The organism is Rhodococcus sp. MEB032, from assembly GCF_030208925.1.
GTDB classification, from domain to species: domain Bacteria; phylum Actinomycetota; class Actinomycetes; order Mycobacteriales; family Mycobacteriaceae; genus Rhodococcus_F; species Rhodococcus_F qingshengii.
Genome location: NZ_JARVSY010000015.1, coordinates 1 through 13,912 on the forward strand (window position 1 = coordinate 1; position 13,912 = coordinate 13,912).

The following is a 13,912-nucleotide window of genomic DNA, read 5'->3' on the forward strand; positions in this document are numbered from 1 at the left end:
CTTCGGGTGGCTACCAGGGCAACCGCGACGGCGAGAGCCGCGGCGGATACCAGGGTGATCGCTCGAGTGGTGGTTACCAGGGCAACCGCGACAGCCGCCCCTCGACCGGATACCAAGGAAACCGCTCTTCGGGTGGCTACCAGGGCAACCGCGACGGCGAGAGCCGCGGCGGATACCAGGGCAACCGCTCTTCCGGTGGATACCAGGGTGATCGCTCCAGCGGTGGTTACCAGGGCAACCGTGACAGCCGTCCGTCCTACGGAGACCGCGACAGCCGCCCCTCGACCGGCTACCAAGGAAACCGCTCTTCGGGTGGTTACCAGGGCAACCGTGACGGCGAGAGCCGCGGCGGATACCAGGGCAACCGCTCTTCCGGTGGATACCAGGGTGATCGCTCCAGCGGTGGTTACCAGGGCAACCGTGACAGCCGTCCGTCCTACGGAGACCGCGACAGCCGCCCCTCGACCGGCTACCAGGGCAACCGCTCCTCCGGCGGATACCAGGGAAACCGCGAAGGCGGCGACAACCGTGCAGCCTCGACCAGCGGTGGCGGCTTCCGCAGCCGCACCGACCGTCGTAGCTATGACGGATTCGACGGCCCGAAGCGCGATCAGCGGTAATACCTGGGCTGAGCTGCGGCTCGACAACTGAACACTGAGAACCTTCCGGCTGTGCCGGAAGCTGTATCGAGACGGATGCAGGTCACTGCAATTAAAGTGATCTGCATCCGTGTTTTGTATGCACGGTCTGATGTTCACGCGCGTCGCGGCCGCACCGTTTTCGGCTGCGCACAGCGCAGGATTTCACAGCCGCGGACCGAGAGGGAAAGCTGTAAGCATGTCAACCACTAGCACCGAATCACCCCGAGCTCAGATCGGCGTCACCGGCCTGGCCGTCATGGGTTCGAATATTGCCCGCAATTTCGCCCGCCACGGTCACACCGTTGCCCTGCACAACCGCAGCATCGCGAAGACCGATGCCCTGATCGCCGAGCATGGTTCCGAGGGCGATTTCGTGCGCACCGAGACCGTCGAGGAGTTTGTTGCCGCACTTCAGAAGCCGCGACGCGTCCTGATCATGGTCAAGGCCGGCGCCCCGACCGATGCTGTCATCGAAGAGCTCGCAAACGCCATGGAGCCCGGCGACATCATCATCGACGGTGGCAACTCGCTCTACACCGACACGATCCGTCGTGAAGCGGCGATCCGCGCCCGCGGACTGCACTTCGTCGGCGCCGGTATCTCCGGTGGCGAAGAAGGCGCACTCAACGGTCCGTCGATCATGCCGGGCGGCCCGAAGGAGTCCTACGAGGCTCTCGGCCCGCTTCTCGAGTCCATCTCCGCTCACGTCGACGGCACCCCGTGCTGCACCCACATCGGCCCCGACGGCAGCGGTCACTTCGTCAAGATGGTGCACAACGGCATCGAGTACGCCGACATGCAGCTCATCGGCGAGGCGTACAACCTCTTCCGCGACGCTCTGGGCTACGACGCCGGTCAGGTTGCCGACGTCTTCACCGAGTGGAACAAGGGCACCCTCGAGTCCTACCTGATCGAGATCACCGCCGAGGTGCTCCGCCAGGTCGACGCCGAGACGGGCAAGCCGTTGGTCGACGTCATCGTCGACGCTGCCGAGCAGAAGGGCACGGGCCGCTGGACGGTCAAGTCCGCTCTGGATCTGGGCGTGCCGGTCACCGGTATCGCCGAAGCCGTGTTTGCTCGCGCACTGTCCGGTAGCCGCAATCAGCGCGCTGCAGCTCAGGCGCAGGGTCTGGCTGCCGGCTCTCTCGGCGACAAGCCTGCTGACGCCGAGCAGTTTGCCGCCGACATCCAGGCCGCGCTGTACGCGTCGAAGATCGTGGCGTACGCGCAGGGCTTCGATCAGATCGCTGCCGGCAGCGCCGAGTACGACTGGAACCTCAAGCCTGCCGACCTGGCGACGATCTGGCGCGGTGGCTGCATCATCCGTGCGCAGTTCCTCAACCGCATCAAGGACGCGTTCGACGCCGATCCGAGCCTGCCGAGCTTGATTCTGGCGCCGTACTTCCGCGAGGCCATCGAGGCAGGCATCGACAGCTGGCGCCGCGTGGTCGCCACCGCGACGATGCTCGGCATTCCGGTACCTGCGTTCGCGTCCTCGCTGTCGTACTACGACGGTCTCCGCGCGGAGCGTCTGCCGGCCGCCCTGACTCAGGGTCAGCGCGACTTCTTCGGCGCGCACACCTACGAGCGCATCGACAAGCCGGGCAAGTTCCACACACTGTGGAGCGGTGACCGCAGCGAAATCGAGGCCTGATTCACAGCGGGTATCGGTAGATGCGGTCATCTGCGTCTACCGATACCCGGTAGCCTGGACAAATGCAGGAATCGACGATCGACTCGCCCACCTCGACCGAAGGGCGTTCGTTCGTCGACCTCGGAATCCCCGCCGTGATGGTGCACGCGTTGCGCCGAAGCGGCATCGATGCCCCCTTCCCCATTCAGTCGGCAACCATCCCCGATGTTCTTGCCGGTCGGGATGTACTCGGGCGCGGTGCGACGGGTTCCGGAAAGACTCTGGCCTTCGGGCTTCCGATGCTGGTGCGCCTCAAGGGTGGGGCGAGCAAGCGGAATCGTCCGCGCGGTTTGGTGCTCGCTCCCACCCGTGAGCTGGCGATCCAGATCCACAAGGCACTCGACGACGCCGCTACCGAGATCGGTTTGCGTGTGGCAAATGCGGTCGGGGGCGTTCCGATCAAGCGTCAGGCCGACATCCTTGCCCGCGGCGTCGATCTGCTGATCGCGACCCCCGGGCGCCTACTCGACCTACTCGACCAGAAGTCGGTGATTCTCGACGACGTCCTGATCACGACCATCGACGAAGCCGACCACATGGCAGACATGGGTTTCATCGACGAGGTTGCGAAGATTCTCGACACGACTCCGAAAGACGGTCAGCGTCTTCTCTTTTCGGCGACACTCGACGGCAAGGTCGACGATCTGGTCGCGGGTTACCTGCGCAATCCGGCGTCGCACTCGACTGCTCCCCCGGTTGCGACCGTCTCGACCATGGAGCATCACCTGCTTTTCGTCGACCGCGACGACAAGAGATCCGTTGTCGCACATATCGCTTCGCGCGCGGGGCGGACCATCATGTTCGTCAAGACCAAGCACGGTGTGGATCGTCTTGCGCAGCAACTGCATTTGATCGGCGTCTCGGCCGGGGCTCTGCACGGCGGCAAGACGCAGAACAATCGGACCAAGACCCTCGCGTCGTTCTCCGACGGGACAACACCGGTCCTGGTCGCCACCGATGTCGCCGCGCGCGGAATCCATGTCGACGACGTGACGCTCGTCGTTCACGTCGATCCCCCGGCCGAGGCGAAGGACTACCTGCACCGGGCCGGCCGGACGGCACGCGCCGGGGAATCAGGCGTCGTCGTCACCATCGTCACCGACGAAGAACGTGACTCGGTCGAGAAGTTGACCAAGCAGGCAGGCATCAAGGTTCACGGTGTGCGGGTTCGTCCTGACGATCTTGAACTCACGCGCATCACCGGTGCGATGGAGCCGACGGGAATTCCGGTCGAGGCTCCCGATACGACGGTTGCCGTCAAGCACACCGCCAAGCGTGGCCGTCAGGAACACGACACTGCAGGCCGGACCGCTGCCGGAGGCCGGATGAAGAAGGACGGCGACAAGCGCGCCGCCTCCTCGCGGCGCGTCACCGATCCGAAGAGTGTGAAGAAGATCCGTGCGGACGGCACTCCGGTCCCGACCCGTTCGGAGCGTCTGGCGTCCAAGGGCTTGACCCCGCGTCGCGGCGCACCCGGCGCAGGAAAGCCGTCTGCCGGAAATCGGGCGGGCAAGCGCGCACACTGAGGGAATGGGTGATCTTCCACTGATCTCGGTTCTCTGCGCACTTCTCGCTGCACTGCTCTTCGCGTGCGCTTCGGTCGCTCAGCAACGGGCGGCGTCCGCGGTTCCCGAGGGCGAGGCGTTGGTGGCGTCGTTGATTCGCAGTCCTCGGTGGTGGGCCGGGTTGATCGGTGACGGCGGCGGGTACGTCATGCAGGCCGTTGCACTGTCGTTGGGTTCGGTGTTGGTGGTGCAGCCGCTGATCGTGACCTCGTTGCTGTTCGCGCTGCCTCTCTCGGCCAAATTCTCGGGAATCCGCATCACCCGTTCCGCGTGGTCACTGGCGATCATGCTCGCGATTTCCTTGGCGATCTTCCTCGTCGTCGGCGATCCCACCGAGGGAGACAGCAATGCTCCATGGTCGGATTGGGCTGTGCCCCTGACGATTACGGTCGCAGTGGCCGTGGCCGCAACTGTCGGCGGCTTGTCCAAACTCGACGGCGGCTGGCGCGCACTGCTTCTCGGCTCTGCGGCAGGCATCTTCTACGGCGTCGCCGTCGCATTCACCAAGTACGTCACCGACCTACTCGGCCACGGCGTCGTCGGGGTGATTTCGGCATGGCAGACGTGGGCGCTGATCGCCTCGGGCGCAATCGGGGTCTACCTGCAACAGCGCGCGTTCCAGGTCGGGCCGCTGTCGGCGTCGCTACCCGCCCTGACGATCGGCGAGCCGATCGCGGCCATCTTCCTGGGGATGACAGTGCTCGACGAACGCCTTCGCGTCGACGGTCCCGGAATTGCTCTCATCGGGTGCGCCGTCGCCGTCATGATCATGACCACGATCGCCCTCTCCCGCTCACAAGCGCGCGATACCGAGGGCGCTACGGCGGAATCGACGGTAGGCTCGTGAAACGTGCAGTTCCTCGAAGGGCAACGCCCCCCATACGACCTGACCTACGACGACGTCTTCCTCGTCCCTAACCGGACCGAGGTCACCTCTCGATTCGACGTCGATCTCAATTCTTCCGACGGATCCGGAACGACCATTCCCGTCGTGGTCGCCAATATGACCGCAGTCGCCGGCCGCCGCATGGCGGAGACTGTCGCCCGCCGCGGCGGACTGGTCATCATTCCGCAGGACGTCCCCACCGAAGCTGTCGCCGAGACCGTGGCGTTCGTCAAGAGCCGCCACCTCGTCGCCGATACGCCGGTCACGCTGAGTCCGGACGACGCCGTCTCCGATGCGCTGGCGCTGCTTCCCAAGCGCGCTCACGGCGCGGTCGTGGTGGTCGAGGACGGTAAGCCTCTCGGTGTCGTCACCGAGGCTGCCTGCGCGGATGTCGATCGGTTCACTCGCCTCCGTACCGTCGCGATCACCGACTTCGTCACGGCCCCGGTCACCGCCACACCGCGTGAGGTCTTCGAACTGCTCGAAACCAAGCATGATCCGCTGGCGGTCATCGTCAACGAAGACGGGACTCTTGCCGGCGTCCTCACCCGCACCGGCGCGATCCGTGCCGGCATCTACGACCCCGCAGTCGACGAGCGCGGCGCACTCCGGGTCGCTGCGGCGGTCGGTGTGAACGGTGACGTGGGCGCCAAGGCCAAGGCACTCGTCGACGCCGGTGCCGACGTGATCGTCGTGGACACGGCTCACGGTCACCAGCAGAGAATGATCGATGCACTCACCACCCTCAAGGCGCTCGATCTCGGCGTCCCGTTGGTCGCAGGCAACGTGGTCTCCGCACAGGGAACCCGTGATCTGATCGCCGCAGGCGCGGACATCGTCAAGGTCGGCGTCGGACCCGGAGCCATGTGCACGACTCGCATGATGACCGGCGTCGGACGCCCGCAGTTCTCGGCCGTCGCGGAATGTGCTGCAGCGGCACGTGAGCTCGGCAAGCACGTCTGGGCCGACGGCGGCGTTCGACACCCCCGCGACGTTGCACTCGCCCTCGCGGCGGGCGCGTCGAACGTCATGATCGGCTCGTGGTTCGCCGGCACATACGAGTCCCCCGGCGATCTCAAAGTCGATCAGGCGGGCAACGCGTACAAGGAGAGCTTCGGTATGGCCTCCAAGCGCGCTGTTGCCGCTCGCACAGCCACCGAAACGGCTTTCGATCGCGCCCGTAAGGGATTGTTCGAGGAAGGCATCTCCAGTTCGCGGATGCGTCTCGATCCCGAGCGCCCCGGAGTCGAGGACCTGATCGATCAGATCTGTTCCGGCGTGCGCAGTACCTGCACGTACGCGGGTGCGCGCTCTCTCGAGGAGCTGCACGAGAAGGCCGTTCTGGGCGTGCAGTCCGCCGCCGGATTTGCCGAAGGACGGCCGCTTCCGTCTGGTTGGTGAACCACGTTCTGTGACTGTCGGCGGGTGCTCGGGTCCCTACTCCTGGGCACCCGCCGGTATCATTGGATCCGTAAACAGAAAACAAAACTCGGTCGGGTGCCCTTCGGCGACCCGACCGAGCCCGCTACAGCCGAGAACTACTCGGCTCTGACGAAAGGAACCCGGTGCCCGAGGCACCCACACACTTACCCGGCGCTACACCCGTCGTTTTATCCGAGGAATCTTCTGATTCCGCCGGTTCGGAGGGCTCCTCTAGCGAGCCGGGAGACAAACCCGGCGGCCCCCGTGCACATCTCAGGTGGCGATGACACATGGACATCGTTTTCACCATTCTCAGCCTGGTCGGCTTCATCGCGCTGACTGCAGGCACCGCCCTCTTCGTGGCGGCCGAATTCTCACTGACCGCGCTCGAACGCAGCACCGTCGACGAAGCTGCTCGTGGCGGCGACCGACGCTCGCGGCAGGTTCAACACGCGCACAAGACTCTTTCGTTCCAGCTCTCCGGCGCTCAGCTGGGCATCACGATCACAACCCTGATCACCGGTTACCTGGCCGAGCCGGTCCTGGCACGGTTCATCACACCGGTCACGAAGGCCGTCGGGCTCAGTGAATCCGCGGCCTCGACAACGTCTTTGATCCTGGCGCTCGTGATCGCGACCTCGTTCTCCATGATCTTCGGTGAGCTCGTACCGAAGAACCTCGCAATCTCCAAGCCGATGCCCACCGCCCGCGCGACTGCGGGCCTGCAAGCAGGGTTCTCGCTGATCTTCCGGTGGGCCATCAACGGCCTCAACGGAACCGCCAACTGGATCGTGCGACGCCTGGGCATCGAACCCGCGGAGGAATTGCGCTCCGCGCGATCACCGCAGGAACTCGGGTCCCTCGTGCGGACGTCCGCGCAGCGCGGGTCCATCGACAAGGGCACGGCGATGCTCGTCGACCGTTCACTGCAGTTCGGTGACCGCACGGCAGAAGAGCTGATGACTCCGCGAGTGAAGATCGAATCGCTGGAACTCTCGGACACCGTCGCAGACCTGATCGTGACGGCGTCGCGGACCGGCTATTCGCGCTTCCCGGTCGTTCGCGGCGATCTCGACGACACGGTCGGCGTCGTACACATCAAGCACGCGTTCACCGTTCCGGCCGAGCGCAGGCGCACGACGCGCGTCGACAGTCTGGCTCAACGTGTTCCCGTCGTGCCGTCGAGCCTGGACGGAGACACCGTCATGGAGCGAATCCGCTCGGACGGTATGCAGGTTGCGCTCGTCGTCGACGAGTACGGCGGAACTGCCGGCATCGTCACGATGGAAGACCTCATCGAGGAAATCGTCGGCGATGTGCGCGACGAACACGACGAACCCGAACTCGACGTGCAGCGCGTCGGCGACGGATGGTCGTGCTCCGGCCTCCTGCGCATCGACGAGGTCACTTCGGCTACCGGGTACACCGCTCCCGAAGGCGACTACGACACGCTCGGCGGTTTGGTGCTCACCGAACTGGGCCGCATCCCCGACGAGGGTGACGAGGTGGAATTGCCCGACGTCGACTCGTCCGGTGATTCGCGCGGAAAGTGGATTGCACGAGTGACCGGCATGGACGGCCGCCGTATCGACCGGGTGACCATCACGCCGGTCCCCGCTTACGTCGAACCCGAATCCGCAGACGACAGCAAGAAGGAGTCCGACGATGAATAACCTCTTCGGTGTACTCCTCACCGTCGTGCTGCTCGCCGGCAATGCATTCTTCGTCGGTGCGGAGTTCGCACTGATCTCCGCACGACGTGACCGTCTCGAAGCACTGGTCGCGCAAGGCAAGAAGCGGGCGCTCACAGTCATCAAGGCCGGTGAGAACCTCTCGCTCATGCTTGCGGCGGCTCAGCTGGGCATCACGATCTGCTCGATCCTCCTCGGTAAGGTCGCCGAGCCCGCCATTGCGCACCTCCTCGAGGTGCCGATGGAAGCCGTCGGCCTGCCCGACGGATTGCTGCACCCGATCTCGTTTGCCATCGCGCTGTCGCTCGTCGTCGTGCTGCACATCCTGCTCGGCGAGATGGTGCCCAAGAACATCGCGTTGGCCGGCCCCGAGAAGACGGCCATGCTGCTCGTTCCCGTGCATCTGGCGTTCATCAAGATCGCTCGCCCGATCATCGCGTTCTACAACCTGTGCGCGAACGGAGTGCTCAAGCTCCTGCGCGTCGAACCCAAGGACGAACTCGACGTCACGGTCTCGGCGGTGGAGTTGTCCGCGATGATCGGTGAATCGCGATCCGAAGGTCTGATCGACGCCGAAGAACACCGGCGGTTGAAGCAGGCACTCGAATCGACCGATCGGACCGTCTCCGAGGTCCTGATCACTCTCGACAAGGTGCGGACCATTCCCCTCACACCGTCGGGAACAACACTGGGTGAGATCGAGCGTGCGGTCATCGAGACCGGATACTCGCGTTACCCGGTGCGAGCGAGCGACGGATCGCTGGCTGGGTACGTGCACCTCAAGGACGTGCTCGACGAGGTGCTCGACGAGGCCGCTGGACCGGACACCGTCGTTCCGACGTCGGATATCCGGCCGCTGCCCATCGTTCCGCTCAGCACACCGCTGGCCGAAGCGTTGGCCGGCCTTCGTCGGGCCAGCTCGCACCTCGGCGCTGTCACGGACGCTGACGGAGTGGTGATCGGTATCGTCGCGCTCGAGGATCTCCTCGAGGAGTACGTCGGAACGGTCCGCGATGGCACGCATCGCGGCACGGATGCTGTTCCCGGACAAAGAAACAGCTGATCGATGACACGTTCGGTGCATTCACTCGCACTCGCGCAGAGCGAGTGGACGGCTCGGCGGGCACTTCACCTCGAGGAGGTGGAGAAGCTCGTCGAGCCGCACCGAGCGCGTCGTAGCGCCGGTATCTCTCACCCGGTGCACGACTTCCTCTTCACGTACTACAACTTCAAACCCGCCCAACTGCGCCGCTGGCACCCCGGGTACGGAGTCGCGCTCGAGAACGCCGCCGAATACGCAGCCTTCTCCGGCTACCGCGTCGACGAGTCGGGTACCGCGACGGTCGAGGCCTCAGTGCTGGAGCGTCGGCGTCACACAGTCGAATTCGTGTGGAATCTGTTGAATCAGACGTCTGCGCGGCCCGCTGTGCTGGGTTGCTTCGGCCTCCACGAATGGGCGATGGTCTATCGCGGGGGCGAGGACGCAATCCGTCACCAGTCGGTGCCGCTGCGACTCGGGTTCGCCGGTACCGACGCGGTCGTCGAATCCCTGCCACTCAAATGCACGCACTACGACGCGTTCCGGTTCTTCACACCGGACGCGGCCCCCAAGAACTCGCTCCCGCTTGCACGCGAAACTCAGATCGATCACGAACAGCCGGGCTGCCTGCACGCCGGTATGGACCTGTACAAGTGGAGCTTCAAATTGTTGCCACTCGTCGATTCCGACCTGGTGATGCGGTGCTTCGAACACGCGCTCCTGGCCCGTGAACTCGACATGCGCGCGAGCCCATACGACCTCGCCGAGTACGGGTACTCCCCCATTCGTATCGAAACTCCCGCGGGCCGCGCCGAATACGTGCGTCAGCAACAACAGTTGGCGGATCGTGCTGCGCCGCTCCGCGATACGCTGGCAGAGAAGTGCCGGGAGCTTCTCGGCCACTGAACTGCCGAAAGGCGTCGCATGGATCACGGGTACGGGTTCTATCTCGACGAATACCAGCGTGACGTCGGGGTGCACAGCGACGACCGACGCGGGCACATCGAATGCCCGGACTCGGCGGGTTTCCTTGCGGCGCACTTGCCGGTGTTCGACCTCGCTGCGGGCTCGGTAGCGGCGTTCGCCTCGGCGATTCATCGGTCAACCGGCCCGGGCGACGGATACTGGACCCTCGATCCCGAGCGCATCGCCGCGTCCTTCTCGAGCGATCGACTGTTCCGGATCGGCGGCGAGCCGATCAACGGGTTCTCCGAGCACTCGGGGTTCTTTGCCGCCCGCGACGGTTGGGTCCGCACGCACGGCAACTATCCGCACCATCGCGACCGCCTGCTCGCCGTCCTCGAGCTCGATCATGGATCACCCAAAGATGCAGTGGCGCAACGTATATCCGAACTCAGCGCCATCGAGATCGAGCAGCAGGCCGCCGAGATCGGAGCCATCGCGGTCCGTGTTCGTACCGAGACCGAGTGGCGCCTGAGTGAGCAGTGCGCAGCTGCGAGGTCTGAGCCTCTGGTATCCATCCGAGTACGCGACGAGGGAAAACCCCGCACGCATCCGACGCGCCCACGTGTTCTCGACCTGACCCGCGTCATCGCCGGTCCGGTCGCGACGCGTGCCCTGGCGTTGGTCGGCGCTGACGTTCTGCGGATCGACCCTCCGGCGATCCCCGAGATCGGATGGCAGCACCTCGACAGTGGACAGGGCAAGCGGTCGGCGCTTCTCGACCTGAAGTCCTCGGCGGGAGCGACAGCGTTCCGAGAACTCCTCGAAACCGCAGACGTACTGGTCACCGGCTACCGGCCGGGTGCACTCGAAGCGCTCATCGGGCAGGATCTTCCCGCCCACCTGATTCACGGGCGCGTCAGCGCATGGGGATGGGAAGGTCCGTGGGCGAATCGCCGCGGCTTCGACAGCATTGTGCAGGCCGCGTCCGGCATTTCGTTCCTCGAGGGCGGTGAGAACCCTGGCGCACTTCCGGCGCAGGCACTCGACCACTCGACCGGATACTTCCTGGCAGCGGGGATCCTCGACGCGTTGACGCTGCGCTCGCAGGACGGCCGTGGCCGCGATGTCGACGTGTCATTGGCCAGCACCGGGTCCCGTCTTCTCGACGCACCCGGCCGAACCGCCCATCCTGGTCTGCCGACGGCTCCCGGCCTGAATGTTGTTGTCAACCATGCCGACGTGACCACCGCACGACCCGCGCTGGCAGAGTTCGAGGACTACCCCGAACCGGCGCATCCGTGGGGATCGGATCGCGCGGAGTGGGCACACTGAGGGACCGGCACATTCAGGGCAAGATGGACCTGTGAAGTCACATACCTACACACTCGACCTTCAGTGGACGGGCGATCTGGGAACCGGAACGTCCAGCACGCAGGGATATTCGCGCAATCATGCAATATCCGCGGTCGGAAAGCCGGAACTTCTCGGCAGCTCCGATCCCTCGTTCCGCGGTGACGCGCAGCGATGGAACCCCGAGGAACTGCTCGTTGCCTCCCTCGCCCAGTGCCACATGCTCTGGTACCTCGGGCTGGCAGCTGCCGCTGGGGTCGTCGTTCTCGACTACAGCGATCAGCCGGTCGGCAGCATGATCGAGGAATCCGATGGCGGCGGCCAGTTCATCGAAGTGACGTTGAATCCGACGGTGTTGGTCGCGGAGGCGTCGATGGTCGAGAAGGCCCAGGAGCTTCACGGCCCCGCACACACGAAGTGCTTCATCGCTCGGTCGGTGAACTTCCCCGTCCTGCATTCCCCGACGATCCTGGTGGCCACCGATGAGTGACATGCACAAGCTCATCGTCGACGTCGACACCGGTATCGACGACTCGTTGGCGCTTCTCTATCTCCTTGCCAGCCCCGAAGCCGAGATACTGGGGATTGCGAGCACCGCCGGCAACGTTCCGGTGGAACAGGTCGCGGCCAACAACTTGAACTGGCTTGCGCTCTGCGGCGCCCCGGACATCGAGGTTGCACTCGGCGCCCGCGAGCCATTGGTCATACCGTTGCGCACCACCGAGGAGACTCACGGTCCGCAAGGAATCGGCCATGCGGTCCTCCCCGATTCGTGTCGCAAGCGCTCGGTCCGAACCGCCACCGACCTCTGGGTGGATCTCGTCCGGGAGTACCCCGGACAACTCACCGGGCTGGTGACGGGGCCGCTCACCAACCTGGCCTTGGCGATCAGACGTGAACCCGATCTGCCGTCTCTGCTGAAGCGACTGGTAGTGATGGGTGGGTCGTTCAACTATCCGGGCAACACGACGCCGACCGCGGAGTGGAACGTCTCGGTGGATCCGCACGCCGCCAAGGAGGTGTTCGACGCGTTCTCCGTCGTACCCGCGCACCGGCGCCCGATCATCTGCGGCCTCAACGTCACCGAATCCATCGAGATGTTCCCCGAACATGTGCGTCGGCTCGCCGAAGCTGCCGGGAGCACCCCGGAAGAGATCATCTCGCCTGACGACGGTCCCGACGTCCGCAGTTCCGCGTCCAACAGCGTGATCAGGCATATGTCCGACGCAATCCGGTTCTACATGGAATTCCACCGTGAATACGACCAGGGATTTCTTGCTCACATGCATGATCCCTTCGCTGCTGCCGTCGCGCTCGATCCGAGCCTGGCGACGCTGAAACCGGCAACGGTAGATGTCGAAACCGAGAGTCCACTGCTGATCGGAACGACGGTCGCGGACTGGGTCGGGCACTGGCAGCGTGAGCCCAACGCGGATATCGCGGTCAGAACCGATCCGGCGGAATTCTTCGATCGACTTGTCCACCGAGTGGGAAATTACGCCCGCGTCGTGGGTTGACCGAGCCGGTCACCGGCTATGCTCGCATGGACAGAACACCAACGAACGAGAACAAAGGACCTGACGTGCAGATTTCCAGCCACGATGCCTCCCCGGCATTTGCGCTCGGATTGATGGCGTTCTGGCCCACTCGTCGTAGCGCATGCTTCGATCAGGCGTGTTGCTGAGCGGCGATTTCTCGCTGCCTGCACCCCTGACTTTGTCGCTTCTTCGCTCGGAGTCTGTCTTCTCATGTTCAACCTTCTTTTGTTCACCCTTGTCGGCGTCGGCGCCCAGCTCGTCGACGGCGCCCTCGGTATGGCCTTCGGTGTCACCGCAACCACTCTGTTGATGATCGGTGGCCTCGGTCCGGCTCAGGCCAGCGCCGCTGTTCACCTGGCCGAGGTCGGCACCACCCTCGCTTCGGGTGTGTCGCATTGGAAGTTCAAGAACATCGACTGGAAGCTCGTCGCCAAGCTCGGTGTGCCCGGCGCAGTCGGTGCATTCATCGGCGCAACTGTGCTCTCGGGTCTGTCCACCGAAGCGGCAGTCCCCATCACGGCGACGATCCTGCTGGCCATCGGTATCTATGTGGCACTACGCTTTTCGGTCCGCCCACCGGCCGTCGCGGACGCTCGTACCACCCCGCACACTGCACGTTTCCTGTCCCCACTCGGCCTGTTCGGTGGTTTCATCGATGCATCCGGCGGTGGTGGTTGGGGTCCGATCACCACCAGCACGCTGCTCTCACGAGGAAAGACCGCGCCGCGCACCGTGATCGGCTCGGTCAGCGCCTCGGAGTTTCTGGTCGCGTCAGCCGCGTCGCTGGGATTCCTTGTCGGATTGGGACGTGAGTCGGCGGGAAACCTCCTCGTTGTCGCCGGTCTCGCGCTCGGCGGTGTCATCGCAGCTCCGTTCGCGGCGTGGCTGGTCAGCCGCGTACCTGCAACCTTGCTCGGAACGGCGGTGGGCGGCGTCATCGTGTTGACCAACGCACAGAAGCTGTTCAAATCTTTCGACATCACCGGGGCGGTCACAGTGGCCGGTTACCTGACCATTCTCGGCGCGTGGGCAGCGCTGCTGTTCTACGCGTGGAAGCGGTCCACGCTCACCCCGGCCGAGGCAGAAGGCGATTTCACGGGAGTCGAACTCGCTGTCGAGACCGAACTCACCGAGCCTGCAGTCAAACGCGAACGATAGCTCGTCACAGAAGAAATCCCGGG

The 13,912-nt window shown here is 64.6% G+C and carries 11 protein-coding genes and 1 pseudogene; all 12 read left to right on the forward strand.

Features of this window, described 5'->3' with window-relative positions:
* Positions 1-620, forward strand: a pseudogene (locus tag QRN54_RS16975) (DEAD/DEAH box helicase); the annotation flags it as partial.
* A 217-nt stretch (positions 621-837) separates the two neighbouring features.
* Positions 838-2,295, forward strand: a complete 1,458-nt coding sequence (gene gnd / locus QRN54_RS16980; protein WP_007730904.1) for an NADP-dependent phosphogluconate dehydrogenase — start codon at positions 838-840, stop codon at positions 2,293-2,295.
* Positions 2,296-2,357: 62 nt separating this feature from the next.
* Positions 2,358-3,860 (forward strand): DEAD/DEAH box helicase, encoded by a 1,503-nt coding sequence (locus QRN54_RS16985; protein WP_214514290.1) that lies wholly within the window; start codon positions 2,358-2,360, stop codon positions 3,858-3,860.
* Positions 3,861-3,864: 4 nt separating this feature from the next.
* Positions 3,865-4,746 carry a DMT family transporter gene (locus QRN54_RS16990; RefSeq protein WP_003944968.1) on the forward strand — a complete coding sequence of 294 codons (882 nt, stop codon included), beginning with the start codon at positions 3,865-3,867 and terminating at the stop codon, positions 4,744-4,746.
* 3 nt (positions 4,747-4,749) lie between these two features.
* Complete coding sequence (locus QRN54_RS16995) at positions 4,750-6,186, forward strand: GuaB1 family IMP dehydrogenase-related protein (protein ID WP_020969620.1); 1,437 nt, start codon at positions 4,750-4,752, stop codon at positions 6,184-6,186.
* A gap of 311 nt (positions 6,187-6,497) precedes the next feature.
* The gene (locus tag QRN54_RS17000) at positions 6,498-7,880 is read left to right on the forward strand and encodes a hemolysin family protein (RefSeq protein ID WP_003944847.1); all 1,383 of its coding nucleotides are present in this window, start codon (positions 6,498-6,500) and stop codon (positions 7,878-7,880) included.
* Positions 7,873-8,961, forward strand: coding sequence for a hemolysin family protein (locus QRN54_RS17005; RefSeq protein WP_003944826.1), 1,089 nt, complete (start codon positions 7,873-7,875; stop codon positions 8,959-8,961). Before QRN54_RS17000 ends, QRN54_RS17005 begins: the two co-directional genes overlap by 8 nt.
* Positions 8,962-8,964: 3 nt before the next feature.
* On the forward strand, positions 8,965-9,843 hold the full coding sequence (locus QRN54_RS17010; RefSeq protein ID WP_030536382.1) for a hypothetical protein: 879 nt from the start codon (positions 8,965-8,967) through the stop codon (positions 9,841-9,843).
* An 18-nt stretch (positions 9,844-9,861) separates the two neighbouring features.
* Positions 9,862-11,175 carry a CoA transferase gene (locus QRN54_RS17015; RefSeq protein ID WP_081557870.1) on the forward strand — a complete coding sequence of 438 codons (1,314 nt, stop codon included), beginning with the start codon at positions 9,862-9,864 and terminating at the stop codon, positions 11,173-11,175.
* 31 nt (positions 11,176-11,206) lie between these two features.
* Positions 11,207-11,683, forward strand: coding sequence for an OsmC family protein (locus QRN54_RS17020; RefSeq protein WP_007727816.1), 477 nt, complete (start codon positions 11,207-11,209; stop codon positions 11,681-11,683).
* Complete coding sequence (locus QRN54_RS17025; RefSeq protein ID WP_285182516.1) at positions 11,676-12,710, forward strand: nucleoside hydrolase; 1,035 nt, start codon at positions 11,676-11,678, stop codon at positions 12,708-12,710. The genes QRN54_RS17020 and QRN54_RS17025 overlap by 8 nt, the downstream gene beginning before the upstream one ends.
* A gap of 231 nt (positions 12,711-12,941) precedes the next feature.
* Positions 12,942-13,889, forward strand: a complete 948-nt coding sequence (locus QRN54_RS17030; protein WP_007727818.1) for a sulfite exporter TauE/SafE family protein — start codon at positions 12,942-12,944, stop codon at positions 13,887-13,889.
* Positions 13,890-13,912 lie beyond the last annotated feature (23 nt).